The 18,652-nt window shown below is 61.4% G+C and carries 19 protein-coding genes, 1 tRNA gene and 1 other RNA gene; 8 read left to right on the top strand and 13 right to left on the bottom strand.

Going from position 1 to position 18,652, the window contains the following annotated elements:
* Positions 1 to 4: 4 nt before the first annotated feature.
* Positions 5 to 247, bottom strand: coding sequence for an acyl carrier protein (gene acpP / locus RS9916_RS11405; RefSeq protein WP_007099572.1), 243 nt, complete (start codon positions 245 to 247; stop codon positions 5 to 7).
* Between the two features lie 163 nt (positions 248 to 410).
* Here acpP and psaC point away from each other — a divergent pair, with 163 nt between their 5' ends.
* Both psaC and glmS read left to right on the top strand, forming a co-directional pair.
* On the top strand, positions 411 to 656 hold the full coding sequence (gene psaC / locus RS9916_RS11410) for a photosystem I iron-sulfur center protein PsaC (protein ID WP_007099573.1): 246 nt from the start codon (positions 411 to 413) through the stop codon (positions 654 to 656).
* Positions 657 to 709: 53 nt separating this feature from the next.
* Positions 710 to 2,596, top strand: coding sequence for a glutamine--fructose-6-phosphate transaminase (isomerizing) (glmS, locus tag RS9916_RS11415; protein WP_007099574.1), 1,887 nt, complete (start codon positions 710 to 712; stop codon positions 2,594 to 2,596).
* A 15-nt stretch (positions 2,597 to 2,611) separates the two neighbouring features.
* Here glmS and rfbB read toward each other — a convergent pair whose 3' ends face one another.
* The 8 genes from rfbB to gmd all read right to left on the bottom strand — a co-directional run bounded on the left by rfbB (position 2,612) and on the right by gmd (position 10,549).
* Positions 2,612 to 3,733 carry a dTDP-glucose 4,6-dehydratase gene (rfbB, locus tag RS9916_RS11420; RefSeq protein ID WP_007099575.1) on the bottom strand — a complete coding sequence of 374 codons (1,122 nt, stop codon included), beginning with the start codon at positions 3,731 to 3,733 and terminating at the stop codon, positions 2,612 to 2,614.
* A gap of 50 nt (positions 3,734 to 3,783) precedes the next feature.
* A complete protein-coding gene (rfbD, locus tag RS9916_RS11425; protein ID WP_007099576.1) occupies positions 3,784 to 4,671 on the bottom strand; it encodes a dTDP-4-dehydrorhamnose reductase in 888 nt (295 codons plus the stop codon).
* The gene (gene rfbC / locus RS9916_RS11430) at positions 4,671 to 5,258 is read right to left on the bottom strand and encodes a dTDP-4-dehydrorhamnose 3,5-epimerase (RefSeq protein WP_007099577.1); all 588 of its coding nucleotides are present in this window, start codon (positions 5,256 to 5,258) and stop codon (positions 4,671 to 4,673) included. The genes rfbD and rfbC overlap by 1 nt, the downstream gene beginning before the upstream one ends.
* Positions 5,248 to 6,174: a glucose-1-phosphate thymidylyltransferase RfbA gene (rfbA, locus tag RS9916_RS11435; protein WP_007099578.1), complete on the bottom strand. Its 927-nt coding sequence runs from the start codon at positions 6,172 to 6,174 to the stop codon at positions 5,248 to 5,250. Before rfbA ends, rfbC begins: the two co-directional genes overlap by 11 nt.
* A gap of 57 nt (positions 6,175 to 6,231) precedes the next feature.
* The gene (locus RS9916_RS11440; protein ID WP_038024580.1) at positions 6,232 to 7,686 is read right to left on the bottom strand and encodes a mannose-1-phosphate guanylyltransferase/mannose-6-phosphate isomerase; all 1,455 of its coding nucleotides are present in this window, start codon (positions 7,684 to 7,686) and stop codon (positions 6,232 to 6,234) included.
* A gap of 63 nt (positions 7,687 to 7,749) precedes the next feature.
* Positions 7,750 to 8,307, bottom strand: coding sequence for a ribosome maturation factor RimM (gene rimM / locus RS9916_RS11445; RefSeq protein WP_038024586.1), 558 nt, complete (start codon positions 8,305 to 8,307; stop codon positions 7,750 to 7,752).
* Between the two features lie 110 nt (positions 8,308 to 8,417).
* Positions 8,418 to 9,449 carry a GDP-L-fucose synthase gene (locus tag RS9916_RS11450; protein WP_007099581.1) on the bottom strand — a complete coding sequence of 344 codons (1,032 nt, stop codon included), beginning with the start codon at positions 9,447 to 9,449 and terminating at the stop codon, positions 8,418 to 8,420.
* Positions 9,446 to 10,549, bottom strand: a complete 1,104-nt coding sequence (gene gmd, locus RS9916_RS11455) for a GDP-mannose 4,6-dehydratase (protein ID WP_007099582.1) — start codon at positions 10,547 to 10,549, stop codon at positions 9,446 to 9,448. Before gmd ends, RS9916_RS11450 begins: the two co-directional genes overlap by 4 nt.
* Before the next feature lie 411 nt (positions 10,550 to 10,960).
* Here gmd and RS9916_RS11460 point away from each other — a divergent pair, with 411 nt between their 5' ends.
* Together RS9916_RS11460 and RS9916_RS11465 are read left to right on the top strand one after the other, a co-directional pair.
* Positions 10,961 to 11,143 (top strand): NAD(P)H dehydrogenase subunit NdhS, encoded by a 183-nt coding sequence (locus RS9916_RS11460; protein WP_007099583.1) that lies wholly within the window; start codon positions 10,961 to 10,963, stop codon positions 11,141 to 11,143.
* Between the two features lie 36 nt (positions 11,144 to 11,179).
* Positions 11,180 to 11,977 carry an ion transporter gene (locus tag RS9916_RS11465; protein WP_007099584.1) on the top strand — a complete coding sequence of 266 codons (798 nt, stop codon included), beginning with the start codon at positions 11,180 to 11,182 and terminating at the stop codon, positions 11,975 to 11,977.
* Here RS9916_RS11465 and rnc read toward each other — a convergent pair.
* Both rnc and rnpB read right to left on the bottom strand, forming a co-directional pair.
* Positions 11,953 to 12,696, bottom strand: coding sequence for a ribonuclease III (gene rnc, locus RS9916_RS11470; RefSeq protein WP_007099585.1), 744 nt, complete (start codon positions 12,694 to 12,696; stop codon positions 11,953 to 11,955). The two genes, RS9916_RS11465 and rnc, sit on opposite strands and share 25 nt — an antisense overlap.
* A 53-nt stretch (positions 12,697 to 12,749) precedes the next feature.
* Positions 12,750 to 13,143, bottom strand: an RNA gene (rnpB, locus tag RS9916_RS13635) — RNase P RNA component class A.
* 21 nt (positions 13,144 to 13,164) lie between these two features.
* On the opposite strand from rnpB, the gene RS9916_RS11480 reads away from it, so the two are divergent.
* From RS9916_RS11480 to RS9916_RS11490, 3 genes are all read left to right on the top strand, one after another.
* Positions 13,165 to 13,238, top strand: a tRNA-Arg gene (locus RS9916_RS11480).
* A gap of 96 nt (positions 13,239 to 13,334) precedes the next feature.
* Positions 13,335 to 13,700 (top strand): hypothetical protein, encoded by a 366-nt coding sequence (locus RS9916_RS11485; RefSeq protein WP_007099588.1) that lies wholly within the window; start codon positions 13,335 to 13,337, stop codon positions 13,698 to 13,700.
* A 38-nt stretch (positions 13,701 to 13,738) separates the two neighbouring features.
* Positions 13,739 to 14,194 carry a hypothetical protein gene (locus RS9916_RS11490; protein ID WP_007099589.1) on the top strand — a complete coding sequence of 152 codons (456 nt, stop codon included), beginning with the start codon at positions 13,739 to 13,741 and terminating at the stop codon, positions 14,192 to 14,194.
* A gap of 138 nt (positions 14,195 to 14,332) precedes the next feature.
* Here RS9916_RS11490 and RS9916_RS11495 read toward each other — a convergent pair whose 3' ends face one another.
* Together RS9916_RS11495 and RS9916_RS15415 are read right to left on the bottom strand one after the other, a co-directional pair.
* The gene (locus RS9916_RS11495; RefSeq protein ID WP_007099590.1) at positions 14,333 to 16,855 is read right to left on the bottom strand and encodes a glycogen/starch/alpha-glucan phosphorylase; all 2,523 of its coding nucleotides are present in this window, start codon (positions 16,853 to 16,855) and stop codon (positions 14,333 to 14,335) included.
* Positions 16,856 to 16,947: 92 nt separating this feature from the next.
* A complete protein-coding gene (locus RS9916_RS15415) occupies positions 16,948 to 17,184 on the bottom strand; it encodes a hypothetical protein (RefSeq protein ID WP_083773059.1) in 237 nt (78 codons plus the stop codon).
* Between the two features lie 61 nt (positions 17,185 to 17,245).
* On the opposite strand from RS9916_RS15415, the gene RS9916_RS11505 reads away from it, so the two are divergent.
* Positions 17,246 to 18,640: a cation:proton antiporter gene (locus tag RS9916_RS11505; protein WP_007099592.1), complete on the top strand. Its 1,395-nt coding sequence runs from the start codon at positions 17,246 to 17,248 to the stop codon at positions 18,638 to 18,640.
* The last annotated feature ends 12 nt before the right edge of the window (positions 18,641 to 18,652 follow it).

Raw genomic sequence — 18,652 nt, forward strand, 5'->3', positions numbered from 1 at the left:
ATCCTCAGGCCTGCTTGTCTTCGATGTACTTGACGGCGTCACCGACGGTGGTGATGCCCTCAGCGGCCTCATCGGGGATTTCGATGTCGAAGGCCTCTTCCAGGGCCATCACCAGTTCAACGGTGTCGAGGGAGTCAGCGCCCAGATCGTTCTGGAAGTTGGACTCCGGCTTGACCTCGCCGGCGTCGACGCTGAGCTGCTCCGCCACGATCGAACGGACTTTTTCGAGGATCGCTTCCTGGGACATATCCGTGAAGACGGGACGACGCATCCTACGGGCTTGACCAAGGCTGCTCTCGCACTGACGCCCGGTTTGTCGTTAACAACAGTGACGGCCCTGGGTCGATGGTGGTTCGGCTGAGGTCATGACGGGTACGTTTACGCCAAGCCATTTGTTCAGGACCGGACGCATGTCCCACGCCGTCAAGATCTACGACACCTGCATCGGCTGCACTCAGTGCGTGCGTGCCTGCCCTCTCGATGTGCTCGAGATGGTTCCTTGGGACGGTTGCAAGGCCGGTCAGATCGCTTCGTCTCCCCGCACTGAAGATTGTGTCGGTTGCAAGCGCTGTGAAACAGCTTGCCCGACCGATTTCCTCTCGATTCGCGTCTATCTCGGCGACGAAACCAGCCGCAGCATGGGTCTCGCATACTGATCACTGCCAAATAGGCCATAAGCTCAGCCCGGCGGACGCCGGGCTTTTTTTATATGTGCGGAATCGTTGCGGTGATCGGCTCCAGGGAGGCTTCCCCCCTGTTGTTGGAAGGCCTGCGGCAGCTGGAATATCGCGGTTACGACTCCGCTGGTGTGGCCACCGTTGAACACGGTGCTCTCCACTGCGTCCGTGCCAAGGGGAAGTTGGTCAATCTCACCGCTCGGGTCGACCAGGACGGGGCTCCGGGGCACTGCGGTATCGGTCATACCCGCTGGGCAACCCACGGCAAGCCCGAGGAGCACAACGCCCATCCCCATCGCAATGGGTCGGGGCGGGTTGCTGTGGTGCAGAACGGCATCATCGAGAACCACCGCAGCCTCAGGGATCAGCTCACGGCCACCGGAGTGGAGTTCCGCTCCGAAACCGACACCGAGGTGATTCCCCATCTGGTGGGTGCAGAGCTGGATCGCCGGGTGGCGGATGGTGCGGCGCCCACCGGCACGTTGTTGTTGGAGGCCGTCCAGACAGTGCTTCCCCAGCTGCAAGGGGCCTATGCCCTGGCGGTGATCTGGGCGGAGGTGCCTGGTTCGTTGGTGGTGGCCCGCCGCGCTGCTCCCTTGCTGATTGGCTTGGGAGAAGGTGAATTCATCTGCGCCAGCGACACGCCGGCCTTGGCGGGTCTGACCCGCACGATCCTGCCGATGGAAGACGGCGAGGTGGCTTTGCTCAGCCCCCTCGGGATTGAGCTCTACAACGAAGCGGGTGAACGCCAGCAGCGGACGCCCACGGTGTTGAGTAATCAGGAAGGGGTCGCTGACAAGCGCGATTTCCGCCACTTCATGCTCAAGGAAATCCATGAGCAGCCGGAAACCGCAGCGCTTTGGGTGGCGCGTCATCTGCCCGCGGGGCTGACGGCAAGGAATCCAGTGGCGTTGCCGTTCGAGGAGAGCTTCTACGACGGCGTGGAGCGCATTCAGATCCTGGCCTGCGGCACCAGCCGTCACGCAGCCCAGGTGGGTGCCTATCTGCTGGAGCAGTTTGCGGGCATCCCAGCCAGCGTCTTTTACGCCAGTGAGTTTCGCTACGCCCCACCGCCGCTGGCGCCGCACACCCTCACCATCGGTGTGACCCAGTCGGGGGAAACCGCAGACACCCTGGCGGCGCTGGCGATGGAAGCCGACCGCCGTCAGGCCCATGGCGATCCGGCCTTTGCCAGCCGTCAGCTGGGCATCACCAACCGTCCGGAAAGCTCCCTGGCCCGTCAGGTCGACGCCATCCTCGATATCGGGGCAGGCATTGAGGTGGGTGTGGCGGCCACCAAGACTTTCCTCGGCCAGCTGCTGGCGTTTTATGGCCTGGCTCTGGCTTTTGCTGCCCGTCGTCAGGGGCGTAGTGAAGCCGAGATCGCGAGGTTGATTGATGAGCTGCGCCAGCTTCCAGCCCAGCTGCGTCAGCTGGTGGATGAGCACGATCAGCGATCAGAAGCCTTGGCCCACCGCTTTGCCGACACCCAGGACGTGATCTTCCTCGGTCGGGGCATTAATTACCCCATCGCCTTGGAAGGGGCGTTGAAATTGAAGGAGATCAGCTACATCCACGCCGAGGGCTATCCCGCCGGCGAGATGAAGCACGGCCCGATCGCGTTGCTCGATTCCCGGGTGCCCGTGGTGTCGATTGCGGTGCCCGGGGTGGTGTTTGAGAAGGTGCTGAGCAATGCCCAGGAGGCCAAAGCCCGGGATGCCCGCCTGATTGGCGTGGCTCCCCAAGGCCCCGATACAGAGTTGTTCGATGATCTGCTGCCGGTACCGGAGGTGAGCGAGTGGATCAGCCCCCTGCTCACGGTGGTGCCGATGCAGCTGCTCAGCTATCACATCGCTGCCCACCGCGGCCTGGATGTGGATCAGCCCCGCAATCTGGCCAAGAGCGTCACGGTGGAGTGACGCGAAAGCTCGAGGTCACTGGGGTCTGTTCAATCCCAGGCGACCGCCGTCGTAGTTGGCTTGATCACGGACTTTGGAGCACCAATCCTGATGCTGTAGGTACCAGGCAACGGTGGCTGCCAGGCCTTGCTCCACGTTGTGCCGCGGCTGCCAGCCCAGTTCCTCAGTGATGCGGGTGGGATCGATGGCGTAGCGGCGATCGTGGCCGGGGCGATCGATCACCCGGGTGATCAGGTGTGCGTGTGGAGCGTTGTTGGGGTGATGCTGATCTAGCTGGTTGCAGATGGTCGTGACCACTTCCTTGTTGGTTTTCTCCCCATGGCCGCCAACGCAGTAGCTGCGTCCTGATTGGCCTCGACAAGCCGCCAGTAGCAGGGCGTCAACGTGATCTTCCACATAGAGCCAATCGCGCACATTCAGGCCATCGCCGTAGAGGGGGATGGGTTCACCGGCGGCGGCCTTAAGGGTGACCACGGGGATCAGTTTCTCGGGAAATTGCCACGGCCCGTAGTTGTTGGAGCAGTTGGTTAGCACCACCGGCAGGCCGAAGGTGTGATGCCAGGCCTGCACCAGGTGGTCGCTGGCTGCTTTGCTGGCTGAGTAGGGGCTCCTTGGGTCGTAAGGGGTTGTCTCAGAAAAGCGACCTTCAGCGCCGAGGGACCCGAATACCTCGTCGGTGCTGATGTGGTGCAACCGGAATGCTGCGGCCCTGGCCTCACTCAACCGCTCGACATGGCTGCGGACCGCCTGCAGCAGGTTGTAAGTGCCGGTGATGTTGCTGGAGATGAATTCGCCGGGGCCGGAGATCGAACGGTCGACATGGCTTTCGGCCGCTAAATGCATCACCAGGTCTGGATTGGCCTCGCGAACGGCGGCGTCCACGGCCTCTGCATCCTTGAGGTCGACGCATTGGAGCCGATGCCGGACGCCATCGGCCTCACCCTGCTCGGCCAGAACCTCCTGAATCGATGTCAGGTCGCTGGCGTATCCCATCTTGTCGAGATTGAACACGGTGGCGTCGCTGTCGCGCAGCAGCCGGCGCACCACTGCACCACCGATGAAGCCCGCACCACCGGTGACAAGGATGCGGCGGCGGTTCCCGAGCAGGTCTGCGGTGGAGGGCATGGTCTGGCTCATGAGGCAGGGAAAAGGACTGGAGGATTGCGAGGGGAGTGAGTCGAAATGCTTCAGGCGTTGGGGACCCGCTGGAGGATGTCGTGCAGGGCAGCTTGCCAGTGCTGGCAAGGCAGCTGCAGTGCGGCGCGCGTGCTGCAGCAATCGAGCAGGGAGTAGCTGGGCCGGCGTGCCGGTGTTGGGTAGTCGGCGGTCGTGATGGGTTTGACGTGGGCGGGTTGATCCAGCAGCCCCAGGTTCTGGCTGATGTCGCCAACCGCTACTGCGACGTCGTACCAGCTCGCCGCACCGGCATCACTCCAGTGCATTACAGGCGGCAGTTCAACGCCTTTGTTGTTGATGTTGATCGCCTGCCAGCAGGCCTGGGCGAGGTTGAGTGTGCTGCTGGGACAGCCCACTTGATCCGCCACCACAGCTAGCTCGTCACGTTCGCGGTGCAAGCGCAGCATGGTGAGGGCGAAATTCTTGCCTACGGGCCCGATCACCCAGCTGGTGCGCAGCACGAACCCTGTCCCCTGTCGTCCCAGTCGCTCTTGCACAGCCGCTTCTCCCGCGGCTTTCGACGCGCCATAAACGCCCAGGGGATCGCGGGCCTGGTCGACGGTGTAGGGGGAGCCTTGGTTGCCGTTGAAGACGAAATCAGTGCTCAGTTGCAGCATCCGACCGCCTCGCTCTCCCAAGGCATTAGCGAAGGCTTCCGGTGCTCCCGAATTGACGGCGTGGGCAAGATCCCGCTCCGATTCAGCCTTGTCCACAGCGGTGTAGGCACCGGCATTAAGCACCCAGTCGGGTTGATGGTGAAACACCGCATCGCGGCAGGCTTCTGCATCCGCTAAGTCAAACTCCTGGCGGCTGGTGGCGATCAGCTCAACACCCTCTGGGACTGAGGCGATAAGGGCTTGCCCCAGCTGACCGGCCGCTCCGGTGAGCAGAATTTTCATCAGAACACATCTCCGGTGCTGGTGGCAGCCTGAAAACTCGCAGCGTCTGCGTCTTTGTCAGACAGGCTCACAGCCGTGCCTTTCAGCTGGTGCACCGGCCAGGTAATCGCAAGGCTGGGATCGTCCCAGCGGATGGCGCGTTCGCAGTCTTTGTTCCAGAAGCCACGGGCCTTGTATTGCACTTCGGCTACTTCGCTGAGGGTGAGAAACCCATGGGCGAATCCTTCTGGAATCCAGAGCTGCGCTTTGTTTTCTGCCGTCAGCTCAGCGCCGACCCAGTGGCCGAAGGTCGGCGACTTTTGGCGGAGATCCACTGCCACATCAAAAACGGCTCCGAGGCTGACGCGCACCAACTTGGCCTGGGGTTGCGGTGCCAACTGGTAGTGGAGGCCGCGTAGCACTCCGCGACTGGAACGGGAATGGTTGTCCTGGGAGAACACCACCGGGCTGCCAACGGCATCGTCAAAGCGCTGCTGGTTCCAGCTTTCAAAAAACCAGCCGCGATCGTCACCAAAAACGCTGGGTTGGATCAGAAGCGGGCCATCCATGACTGCCCCTTGGGGGCTGGAGAGTTGTTCAAACTGCATGGGATTCTTCCAGGCTGCGTTGCAGTGCCGTGTGGTCACTCACGCTTTCTTCGAGCATTTGAAGGAGGTAACCGCCGTAGCCGCTTTTCTGCAGCGGTTGGGCCAGGGCCTCCAATTCGGCGCTGCTGATCCAGCCTTGCCGCCAGGCCACTTCTTCAGGGCAGCCCACCTTGAGTCCCTGGCGGTGCTCCAGGGTGCGGATGTAGCCGCTGGCATCGTTGAGGGAATCGCAGGTGCCTGTGTCCAACCACGCCATGCCACGTCCCATCACTTCCACCCGAAGTAGCCCGTCTTTCAGATACATCTGATTGAGGTCAGTGATTTCCAGCTCCCCCCGTAGAGAGGGCATTACCTGCTGCGCTCGCTCCACCACGCTGGAGTCGTAGAAATACAGGCCGGTCACGGCATAGCGGCTCTTGGGCTGTTGAGGCTTTTCCTCAAGGCACAAGACCCTTCCCTGGGCATCGAACTCGGCCACGCCGTAACGCTCCGGATCACTTACCGGGTAGGCAAAGACGGTGGCGCCTGCTTGGTTGGCGTTGCTGCGCACGAGCTGAGGAACCAGATCGTGGCCGTGGAACAGATTGTCCCCGAGAATTAGGGCGGCAGGTGCACTCGCCAGGAACTCGGCGCCGATCACAAAGGCTTGGGCCAGACCATCGGGGCTGGGTTGCACCGCATAGGTGATCTCCATCCCCCACTTGCTGCCATCTCCCAGTAAGCGCTGGAAAGCTGCCTGGTCATGAGGTGTGGTGATCAGAAGCACTTCGCGAATCCCGGCCAGCATCAGCGTGCTGAGCGGGTAATAAATCATCGGCTTGTCGTACACCGGGAGGAGTTGCTTGCTCACCGCCTGAGTGATCGGATGTAGTCGACTGCCAGATCCACCCGCGAGGACGATGCCTTTCCTTTGCATTTGCTTAATTCGTCTTTTGAATTGAAAGATTCTTGTCAGGCAGGAGATAAAGCTGGTTTAGCTGGCTATGGATTTTTGGTCGCTGCGCCCGTAAACGTCGTCGAAGCGCACGATGTCGTCTTCGCCGAGATATTCGCCGCTCTGCACTTCGATCATTTCCACAGCGATGCGGCCAGGGTTGCTGAGGCGGTGGTGGCAGCCCATGGGGATGTAAGTGCTTTGGTTTTCGCCCACCAGTTGCTCTTCGCCGTCGCGCTCCACTAGGGCAGTGCCGCGCACCACCACCCAGTGCTCCGCCCGGTGGTGGTGCATCTGGAGCGACAGGCTGGCCCCCGGTTTCACCGAGATGCGTTTCACCTGCCAGCGGCTGCCTTCCATTACCCCGGTGTAGTGGCCCCAGGGGCGGTAAATCCGCCGGTGGGCCTTGCCCTCGGGGCTGCCGTCGGCTTCCAGTTGGCCCACCACGCGCTTCACGTTCTGGGCTTGATCGCGGCTGGCCACCAGGACGGCGTCGTCGGTTTCCACCACCACCAGGTTGTCGATGCCCAACCCCACCACCAGCCGGTGTTCGCTGCGCAGATAGCAATTGCTGCTGCCTTCGCTGATTACCCGGCCGCGCAGCACATTGCCCTCACTGTCTTTGTCGGAGGTGTCCCAGAGCGCGCTCCAGCTGCCCACGTCACTCCAGCCGGCATCCAGCGGCAGTACAGCGCCCAGCTGGGTTTGTTCCATCACGGCCACGTCGATGGCCACGTTGGGGCAGCGGGCAAAGGCACTCTTGTCGAGGCGACGGAAGTCGAGGTCGGCAGCGTCCTGTTCCAGGGCGGCTCGGCAGCAACTCACCACCTCGGGTGCCAGCCGTTCCAGTTCCGCCAACATGGCGCTGGCACGGAACAGGAACATGCCGCTGTTCCAGGTAAAGCGGCCGGTGGCTAGGAAGCCTTCGGCCTTAGCCCGATCCGGCTTTTCCACAAAGCGGGCGATCGGTGTGGGACTGAGGGTGCCGGCTTGAAGTGGTGCGGTGGCTTCGATGTAGCCATAGCCGGTCTCCGGTGCGGTGGGCACGATCCCGAACGTCACCAATTGGCCGGCCTCAGCTGCGGCACGGCCCGCCTCCACCGTGGTTCGGAACTGGGCGCCATCGCGAATCACATGGTCGGCAGCCAACACCAGTAGCAGTGGGTCTTCGCCACGGGAGGTGGCCTGGAGGGCAGCAATGGCCACTGCCGGAGCTGTGTTGCGGCCCATGGGCTCAAGCAGAATGGCGCTCGGCTTGATGCCGATCTGGCGCATCTGTTCAGCCACGATGAAGCGGTGATCTTCGTTGCAGATCACAAGGGGATTCGCCAGGTCTTCAAGGCCTTCTAGTCGCTGCTGGGTCTGTTGCAGCAGAGTGTCATCACCACTGCCGCCGAGAGCCCAGTACTGCTTGGGATAGCTGGCGCGGGACAGAGGCCAGAGGCGGGTGCCCGTGCCGCCGCAGAGAATGACAGGAATCAGGGGCGTGCTCACCGAAGCCTTGGCGCTTTTGGGCAGATCCTGCCCCACTCCGCAGGTCCTGTCAGCCCTGGTGGGTCACAGCTCCAGCAGGCCAGGTGGTGGCGTGAGCAGCAGCCAGCCGTCGTCGACGTGCACCTCCGGCACGATTGCCTCCACGAACGGCACCATCAAGGTGTCGCCGTCGGGTGTTTTCAGCTCGAGGAGCTCGTTGCCGCCGCTGATCAGATCACTCACCGTGCCGATCGCGTCTCCGTCGGCGCTCAGGCGGGCTTCCAGTCCCACCAGATCCAGCAGGTGGAATTCCCCTTCTTCCAGTTCGGGGCGGTCGTCGGCCGGCACCATCAAGGTTTGGCCGATCAGGGCTTCGGCTGCTTCGCGGTTGTCGATTCCTGCAAAGCGCACCACAAATACGCTCCTACCCGGCAGTTGACGACCACTTTTCAGTTCCATTTCTCTGGGGGCGGATCCCCGTGCTTTCAGCCAGCGGCTGCCGGGATCAGTGAACCGCTCTGGAAACTCACTGGCGGGGTTAATGCGCAGCTCGCCCTTCAGACCCTGAACACCCACCACCTTGCCCACCGGCAACCAGTCTTCGGAGGATGTGGGAACCGCGGGGGCGCCGGCGCTGAACATGGCCACAAGAGGAGACGTCACTCAATAATCCAGCTTGGCGATACGAGAGCTTTGTTCATTTCTTGACTCTGCCAACCAGCCAGAGGCTGAATTGGTTTTTGAAAATGCAATTACTCTCTGAGCCGGCCTAATGAAAGGTTTCGTTCAAAATCCTGTACCGCTGATAGGAGACCCTCTGATAGTGGAATCCGAGCCGACCATCCTAATTCACTTAGCCGGCTCACATTGAGTTGTTTTTTTGGTGTGCCGTCGGGTTTGCTGGTGTCCCAGTGAATGGTGCCGCTGTAGCCGACTGCTTCGGCTACTTGCTCGGCGAGTTCGCGGATACTGAGGTCGATACCGGTACCTACGTTGAGAAAGGCGAGCGGTGCGCCCTGATCGTCTTTCGGTGCATTGGCGGATAGAGCTGACCAGTTCTCGAGGGCAAAGACGCAGGCCTCACCCAGGTCATCGGCGTGCAGGAATTCGCGAAGGGGCGTGCCGCTCCCCCAGCAGGTCACCGAGGGGGCGTTTGCTTGCTTGGCTTCATGGAAGCGGCGGATGAGGGCTGGCAGAACATGGCTGCCGGTGGGATGATAGTTGTCACCGGGCCCGTAGAGATTGGTGGGCATCAGGCTGATGGCATCAAAGCCATGCTGTTGGCGCAGGGCTTCCGCGAGCTTGATCCCGGCGATTTTGGCGATGGCGTACCACTCGTTTGTGGGCTCCAGAGCGCCGGTGAGCAGTGTTTCTTCTCGGATCGGTTGCTCGGCGAATTTGGGGTAGATGCAGCTGCTGCCGAGAAACAGCAGCCGGCGGGTGCCGGCTTGCCAGGCCGCTTCCATCACGTTGGTCTGCAGACTGAGATTCTGCAGCAGGAAATCGGCGGGACGGCTGCGGTTGGCCTCAATGCCGCCGACGGTGGCGGCCGCCAGCACCACCACATCAGGGTGGTTGGTTTGCATCCAGGTGCTGACGGCCTGGCCATCGAGCAGATCGAGCTTTTGACGCGTGGGGGTGAGTAGTGCCCCGCCGCGCGCTGCATCGCCATAGCCCTTGCGCGTCAGCCCGCGGCTGATGGCACTGCCGGCCATGCCGCGGGCACCGGCAATGAAGATGCGGTCGCTTGCGCGGAGCAGAGATTTTGAGGAAGTGTTTGTCATTCCCGTGCCCCCACCACCTGGAAGCCTTTGGCTTGGAGGTAGGCCTCTTTACGGGCTTCTTCCTGGTCGACGGCGATCATCTCGTTGACCAGTTCTTCCAGGGTGGTGGTGGGCGTCCAGCCAAGCTTCTCGCGGGCGTTGGTGGGATCCCCGAGCAGGGTCTCCACTTCCGCGGGGCGGAAATAACGAGGATCGATGCGCACCACGATGGCTCCGGTGTCGCTGCGGCGGCCGGTTTCTCTTACACCTGAGCCCTCCCATTGGAGCTGACCCCAACCGAGGGCCTGGGCGGCGAGCTCAATGAAGCGGCGCACCGATTCTTGGCGGCCGGTGGCAATCACGAAGTCTTCTGGGGTCTCCTGCTGGAGCATGCGCCACTGCATTTCGACGTAGTCGCGGGCGTGGCCCCAGTCGCGCAGGGAATCGAGGTTGCCCATGTAGAGGCACTGGTCGAGGCCGGCATCAATGCGGGCCAGGCCACGGGTGATCTTGCGGGTGACGAAGGTTTCACCCCGCCTGGGGCTCTCGTGATTGAACAGCAGGCCATTGCAGGCATACATGCCGTAGGCCTCGCGGTAGTTGACGGTGATCCAGTAGGCGTAAAGCTTGGCCACGCCGTAGGGACTACGGGGGTGAAACGGGGTGGTTTCCTTTTGCGGGACCTCCTGAACCAGGCCGTAGAGCTCGGAGGTGGAGGCTTGATAGATGCGCGTTTTTGCTGTGAGACCGCAGATCCGCACGGCCTCGAGGATGCGCAGGGTGCCGAGGGCATCGACGTTGGCGGTGTATTCAGGTGCCTCGAAACTCACGGCCACATGGCTCTGTGCGCCGAGGTTGTAGATCTCATCGGGTTGAACCTGCTCGATGATGCGCTGCAGGTTGCTGCCGTCAGAGAGATCTCCGTAATGAAGGGTGAGGCGCGGAGGCTGTCCTGACCGATCAGTCTCGTGAGGATCTTGATAGAGGTGATCGATGCGGGTGGTGTTGAAGGAGGAGGCGCGGCGTTTGATGCCGTGGACGGCGTAGCCCTTCTCCAGGAGGAGCTCAGCGAGATAGGAGCCGTCCTGGCCGGTGATCCCAGTGATCAGAGCTTTTTTCATCGTCGAACTTTATCGTCGTTGCAGCCTTTGACAGTCACCTGGACGTAAGGATGTGACTTCTTTCATTCATGGTTTGAATCTCGATCGATGAGCATTGAGGTTTTAAACAATGTTTTACCTGGGCAGGGGTTGCTCTGGAGCTTTTGGATTGTTCCAGAATGCAGTTGCCCTTTAGCTACGAGGCCAATATCCACTCTTTGTCCGCTTTATTTTGAGTTTTTTAGTGTCTACGGGTCACCTCATTTTTCTGATCTTGTCCGCTGCTCACTAAGGCTGCTAAGAACTTTTGACCCTGATGAGGTTCCCGCTTTCTTGGGGATCAGTAGCTGAACACTCTGGCTCCTGCTGCGAGAGGGGTTATCGCTTCATCATCCCGCCGGGCGATACTGGGCCTCAGATCAGCCCATTGCTATGGCCAGCGCCACTCCGATTCTTCCTGGCGCCACGGTGAAAGTGGTCGATGCCACTTCGATTTACAACGGCTACACCGGGTTTGTGCAACGCATCAGCGGCGATCGCGCTGCTGTGCTGTTTGAAGGCGGCAACTGGGACAAGCTCATCACCATGCGGCTGCGCGACCTTCAAGCCGCCTGATGCCAGCCCCCCACCGTCCGCGACCGCCTGGCGCGGGTGGTGCTCGAATCCGACACGCGTGCCGGCAGGCTTTACAACCTGGTCGTTTTCGGCGCGATCCTGCTCAGCGTCGTGGGTCTGCTGTTCGAGCCTGCTCCAGGTCTGGCTTCGGCTTCGTCCGCACTAGTGCCTGCGTGGGTTGACTGGATCGACCGTCTGGCCCTGGCGATTTTCGCCGCCGATCTGGTGTTGCATCTGATCGCAAGCCCTAGGCCTCTGGCCTATCTGCGCAGCGTGTATGGCCTGATTGATCTGTCGGCGGTGTTGTTTTTTGCCGTGCCGCAGATCAACAGCGGCTTAGTGCTGTGGGTGTTCAAGTTCGGTCGCATCCTGCGGGTCTTTAAGCAGCTGCGCTTCATGGATGAGGCCCGCGCCCTCGGGGCAGCCCTCAAGGCCAGTGCCCGGCGTATCAGCGTGTTCATTCTGTTTGTGCTGATCCTCCAGGTGGTGCTCGGCTACGTGATGGTGGTAGTGGAGAGCTTCCATCCACAAAGCCAGTTCCGCTCTGTCGCTCAGGGCGTGTATTGGGCTGTGGTCACCATGACCACCGTTGGTTACGGCGACATCGTGCCGCAGACGGCCCTGGGCCGAATCCTTGCCATGGCTGTGATGCTGCTCGGTTTCGGAATCATTGCGATTCCCACAGGCATCGTCACGGTGGAGGGGCTGCGCCGGGCTGGGGTCCGGGCTGATCTCCGAACGTTCAACTGCGACCAGTGCGGGCAGCCCAATCACCGCGCTAAGGCTCGGTATTGCGATCGCTGTGGGGCTCAGCTGCCACCTTCAAGACTCTGAAGCGCCGCCTGGGCTGCGCGCTGTTCAGCGTCACGCCGTGATCCTCCCCAGCCTTCCGCCAGGGTTTTGCCTTGCAGTTCCACCTGGCAGCGGAACCGTTTTGGGTCGCCATGGCGTTGACTTTGCTCCTCACTGCAATAGGTGGGTAGGCCGAGCTTGCGGGCTTGGCTCCACTCCTGCAGAGCCGACTTGGCATTGCCCTTGTGGGGGTCGGCCAGCACTGCTGCACTGGTCCGCTGCCAGTGAGGGGTGAGCCAGCTGTGCACGGGCTCGATGGATCCCCATCCCTGATACAGCGCTCCGATCAGGGCCTCGGTGGCTTCTGCTCGCAGGGTCGCGCGCGCCGCGTCGTCCCCGCGGGCCTTGGCGCCGATGGTTTGCACTGCTTCGATGCCGATGCTGTCGCCGAGGGCGGCAAGCCAACGGTCGCTCACCAGTTGAGCCCGCAGGGCGGAGCGCTCGCCAACGGGGAGTTGGGGGTGGTGCTGTTCGATGTATTCACTGGCTGCCAGTCGAAGAACGGCATCCCCGAGAAATTCGAGACGCTCGTGGTTGATGTGCCTGCCGGTGGAGGTGTGGGTCAGCGCTTCATCCACCAGCGCCAGGGTTCGGGCTGCATTTGGGCTAGTGGAGGGGTTCAATCCCAGGTCTGCGCAGAAGCGCATCAGTTGCTCATCGCGCAGAGGTGAGGGATCGGATGGGGCCGAATCGATGGGCACGGATCTGGACCTAACAGGAGCGCAGCGGATGGCGTCAGCTGGGGCGCCAAAGGGGGTGAAAGCAGGACATAAGCCGGGTTCTGTTCTCCCTTCCAAAGAAGGGGGGTGATCATCTATCTGGGATCGCCGTTACCGGCGACCTCGAGCGGCGCACATCAGCGGAACGGGGTTGATGGCCAACCGTCGTTCCTCGGCCTTGCTCCCAGCCGGGGTTTACCGAGCCAGCACCTCTCGATGCTGCTGGTGCGCTCTTACCGCACCTTTGCACCCTTGCCTGTGCCGGCAAGCCGGCCATCGGCGGTGTGTTTCTGTGGCACTCTCCTCACGGTCACCCGCACTGGGCGTTACCCAGCAAGCCTGGCCATCGGGGAGCCCGGACTTTCCTCAACCAAGCGCCTCGGGGCCGAAGCCACCGATGCCCTGATCGCGATCACCTCGCCTGCTTTCAACCCCCATAATGGCTTTTAGGGGGCTGTAGCTCAGCCGGATAGAGCGACGGTTTCCTAAACCGTAGGTCGTGGGTTCGAGTCCCGCCAGCCCCGTTGTCCGTGGGTTTGTGATCCCGTAGCCGCCACTACATCTGGGGGGGTGGCGGGACCGCACTCTGTCGCTAGCGTTAACGCAGTGAATCCGGTGCCATGACCCAGCTTCACGATCTGCGGCTTCGGCTCTTGGTGCAGCAGGAAAGCGAGCGCATTGCTGATTCCCAGCCCACCGATCTCGATCTCTCGGTGGTTCAGGCCCGTTGCCTCTGCTGGCTGGCGTTGCTGGCGGAGGCCCATGAAGACCAGGCCAGCGATGCGGAACGTCGTGGCGACACTGAGCAGGCCATGGGTTGGTTTGCCGATTCGATGCGTCTTCGTGACGTGATTCAGGTCGTGTCATCCATTGAGATTCCGCTGCCGGGAATGTCCGACCTCACTGACGACGACAACGGCGAGGGGCCGCGTGGTCCGTCCGCCGATGACGGCGGATTTTCAGGGGAGCCGCCTCTGGCTGCTTAATCAGATGTCATGATGGGAATTGATCTTGAGGGTGTGACGTGCCTGAAGAGCCCTGTCAATGCCCTGACTGTCAGCGCTTTTATCGCGAGCACGATCGCCTCATTCGTGAATCTCCCACCCTGCGTCAGCAGCAGGAGCTGAGTTGGGCTGCACTTCAGGCCTTCCGCACCCTCTCGGGTCGTGTGCTGGAGGATCTCCAGAAGCAGCACGGTCCCCGTCCGGCTGAAACCCAGGCTCATGCCACGCCTGTCGGTGCCACTGAAGAGCCCGTTGATGCGCTTCATCAGGCCATGGCGGATCTCGAAAACATCAATGCGCATCTGTTTTCGATCGAGGCCTTGATGGAGCGCATCTTTGATGTGCGCGTTCCTGAAGCGATTGAACAGAAGTTCCGCGAGCTGGCTGGCGAGTTGGCGCCCGATCCCCTCAATGCTGATCGTCTGCGTTTAAACCGTCTGCTCCACCAGACTCCTGATCTGCCGGATCGCAGCTGATCGTTTGATTTCTCCTGTGTCAGCAGGGCTTGTCGTCGCCTTCCCACCAGCTGGTTGATGCTCCCGATTTACTCAGGGGCATCAGGTGGCTTGTGTGGTTTGACTTGCTCAGCTTGATCGCCAGGCAGGTCTCAGCCGTCAGCGCACGTCGCAGGTGATGTCGACTTTCAGGGGCTGTACTTTCCAGATGTGATCGCAGTATTCCTGGATTGAGCGGTCGGAGGAGAAGAAGCCGCTTCGAGCAGCGTTCAATACCGACATGCGGTTCCATTGGGTGCGGTCGCTCCAGGCCTGGCTGACGGCGTCCTGGGCGCGGAGGTAGTCGGCGAAATCGGCCATCACGAAGAAGGGATCGCTGCCGGTGAGGTTGTCGAGCAGAGGGCGGAACAGGTCGGCATCGCCGTTGCTGAAGTGGCCACTTTCGATCAGATGGATCGCTTCGGCCAGCTCAGGGGTGCTGTTGATCACCTCCCAGGGGCGATAACCGCTTTGCTTCAGGGCCGCGATCTCTTCCACGGTTTTGCCGAACAGGAAGAAGTTGTCGGCGCCGACCTTGTCGCGGATTTCCACGTTGGCGCCATCGAGGGTGCCGATGGTGAGGGCTCCATTCATGGCGAACTTCATGTTGCCGGTGCCTGAGGCTTCCTTCCCTGCAGTCGAGATCTGTTCGGAGAGATCGGAGCCGGGATACACCTGCTCACCCAGCTTCACCGTGTAATTGGGCAGAAACACCACCCGCAAGCGGCCATCCATATCTGGATCGGCATTGACCGTTTCGGCGATGCCGTTGATGAAGCGGATCATCAGTTTGGCCATGTAATAGCCCGGTGCCGCTTTGCCCCCAAAGATCACGGTGCGGGGCGCTAATCCATCGGCCTGGCCGTTCTTGATGCGCAGGTATTGGGTGATGATCTGCAGCGCATTCAGGTGCTGGCGTTTGTATTCGTGGATCCGCTTCACCTGCACATCGAACAAGCTCGCAGGGTCCACCAGCACACCGGAATGACGGTGGATGTAGTTCGCCAGTTTGCGTTTGACCGACAGTTTGGTTTCGCCCCATTGATAGAGAAACGTGCTGTCGTGTTGATGGGCTTCCAGCTTGCGCAGGCTCTCCATGTTGGAGATCCAGTCGGGGCCCACCATCTGGTCAAACAGAGCTGACATCTCTGGGTTTGCCAGCGCCACCCAGCGGCGGGGCGTCACGCCATTGGTGACATTGGTGAATTTCTCGGGCCAGAGTGCAGCAAATTCAGGCAGCAGTTGGGTGCGCACCAGATCGGAGTGCAGCGCGGCAACACCGTTGACGTGATGGGCGCCGATCGTGGCCAGGTGGGCCATGCGCACGGCTTTGTTGCCGTCTTCATCGATGATCGAGAGCTTGCGCAGGATGGCGTCATTGCCTGGGAAGCGCAGTCGTACCTGCTGGAGAAAGCGACGGTTGATCTCGTAGATCAGCTCTAGATGCCTGGGCAGCAGGTCGGCGAACAGGCGTAGATCCCACTTTTCCAGAGCTTCCGGCAGCAGGGTGTGGTTGGTGTAGGCCACCGATTGGGTGGTGATCTCCCAGGCCTGGTTCCATTCCAGGTGGCGATCATCGATCAGCAGCCGCATCAGTTCGGCCACCGCAATCGCCGGGTGGGTGTCATTGAGCTGCACCGTCCAGTAGTCGGCAAAGTTCTCCACCGCAAGGCCGCGGTGATCGAGGCTGCGCAGCATGTCCTGTAGGGAGCAGCTCACGAAGAAGTGCTGCTGCTTCAGGCGCAGGCGTCGGCCCTCATCGGTGCCGTCATTCGGATAAAGCACCTTGGAGAGGGTTTCGCTGCCCACCTTCTCCTCCACGGCGCCGTAGTAATCGCCGATGTTGAAGGCATAGAAGTCGAAGCTCTCGGTCGCGTCCGCGCGCCACAGGCGCAGGCGGTCGCAGGTGTTGACCCGGTAGCCCAGGACGGGCACATCGTGGGGGACGCCGATGGCATGCTCCGCCGGGATCCAACGGGAGCGGTAATTCCCTTTGTCGTCGAGATAGCTCTCGGTGCGGCCCCCGAATCCCACGAAGCAGGCTTCATCCGGTTGGGGCAGTTCCCAAGGCCACCCGCCTTTGAGCCACTTATCGGTGACTTCCACCTGCCACCCGTCGCGGATCAGCTGGTCGAAGATGCCGAACTCGTAGCGGATGCCGTAGCCGGTGGCTGGCACCTGTAGGCTGGCGAGGGATTCCATGTAGCAGGCCGCCAGACGGCCGAGCCCTCCATTGCCCAGGCCTGGCTCTTCCTCCACATCGAGGATCTGCTGCAGCGATTCCACGCCGAAGCGACGCACCGCTTCCTCGGCCTCCTTCTGAATCCCGAGGTTGAGAAGGTTGTTGTTGAGCTGGGGGCCGATCAGGAATTCCGCCGAGAGGTACGCCACTGTTTTCTGTGGCCGGGCTCGGATGGCCTCGAGGCTGGCCAGGTAGCGGGTCATCAGCCGGTCGCGCACCGCATAGCTGAGGGCCATGTAGAGGTCATGGCGGCTGGCGGTGGGGGCGAGTTTTCCCAGCGTGAAGAACAGGTGCTCGGTCATGCCGGCAAACACGGCATCGGCTTCAAGCCCGGCCCGTTCGGGGTCGGCGAAGCAGCTGGGCGTGGGCAGACGTAGATCGAGAGGCTCGGAGGTGCTCATCGCTCTCAGATATGACGGAACCGGGTGTGATCCAAGTGTGAGTCGGTTTGCCCTTGACTGGTTCACACGGTGCAGGAACTGTGACCGAGGCTTCAGCGCCAATGGTTGATTTCTGGTGAGTTGTTGCCTTGCTCGCCGGCATCAGCCCGGTGCCGCAGGATTTTTCCCTTGATTTGTTCTTTCGATTGGGGCGCCCTGGATCTACCGAAAAGCACCTGCTTGCTGCCATTGATCACCAGAGTGAAGCGATCGATTTGGGTACTGATCGCACGTGCCAACGGCGTGTTGATGTTGCCTTGCTCTCTGTGCCCACGCCGCAGCAGGTTGATCTGAACGGTTGCTGGAGGGGATCTCTTATAAGGTCCCTGGCATCAGGACCTGTTGATCTCGATGCTTGTGCCCTTGGAGCTGGCCCAGCTCTCTCCGATGCTGAGTGAGCTCAGCAGCCACGATCTGGAGGTGGCTGAAACCCTGATCGGGGTGGTGCGCTTCCTGTTGATCTTCGTGGCTGCCCGCACTCTGGCGGAGGTGTTGGTGCGGTTTCAGCTGCCCACGATCCTCGGGGAACTGTTGGCCGGCGTGATCATCGGTGCGTCGGGCTTGCATCTGCTGGTGCCGCCTGAAACCCAGGCCCATCTCAGCGACAGCTTCAGCCAGCTCATCGGTGGACTGGCCTCGATTCCGCCGGATGCCATTCCGGAGATCTACAACGAGACCTTCCCCTCGTTGCAGGCGGTCGCCACCCTTGGCCTCTATGCCCTGCTGTTCCTCACCGGTCTTGAGAGTGAATTAGATGAGCTCGTGGCGGTTGGTGGTCAGGCCTTCACGGTTGCAGTCGCCGGTGTTGTGTTGCCCTTTGCCATTGGCACCGCAGGCCTGATGGCCATTTTCCACGTGGATCTGATTCCGGCAGTGTTCGCTGGTGCCTCGATGACCGCCACCAGCATCGGTATTACCGCCAGCGTGTTTGGCGAACTGGGTTACCTGAAAACCCGTGAGGGCCAGATCGTGATTGGCGCTGCTGTGCTTGACGACATCCTCGGCATCGTGATCTTGGCGGTGGTGGTGTCCGTGGCGGCTGGAGGCACCTTCTCGATGGCTCCGATCCTCAAGCTGGTGGTGGCAGCGATCGTTTTTGTGGTGGCGGCCATTGGCCTCAGCCGCACGGCAGCGCCTGCTTTCGACTGGCTGATCGACAAACTTAAAGCCCCGGGGGAAGTGCTCGTGGCGTCCTTTGTGATCCTTACGCTCAGCTGCTTTGCCGCCACAGCCATCGGTCTGGAGGCTGCCCTGGGCGCGTTCGCGGCTGGCTTGATTCTGAGCGGCTCGAAGCACAACCACGCCATTCAGCAGGCGGTGCTGCCGATCGTGACCCTGTTCGCCACGATTTTCTTTGTGCTGGTGGGTGCCGGCATGGATCTGTCGGTGATCAATCCGTTGGATCCCGCCAGCCGTTCGGCTCTTGTGGTGGCCGGCTTCCTGTTGGTGATTGCCATCCTCGGCAAGATCGCTGCAGGTTGGGCCTTTGTGAGCAAACAGCCCACCAACCGTTTGGTGGTGGGCTTGGGAATGATGCCCCGGGGTGAAGTGGGCCTGATCTTCCTCGGGCTCGGTACGAGTGCGGGTCTGCTCTCGCCCTCTCTGGAGGCCGCCATCCTTGTGATGGTGATCGGCACCACCTTCCTGGCACCGGTGCTGTTGCGTCTGGTGCTTGGTGGCAACACCCCCGATGGGGGCGACAAGGTGGACGACTCGGTTGCCGCCGATCCAGTCGGATTGGTCTGATCAGCGAGACAC

Origin of the sequence: Synechococcus sp. RS9916 (assembly GCF_000153825.1) — a bacterium.
GTDB lineage: Bacteria > Cyanobacteriota > Cyanobacteriia > PCC-6307 > Cyanobiaceae > Synechococcus_C.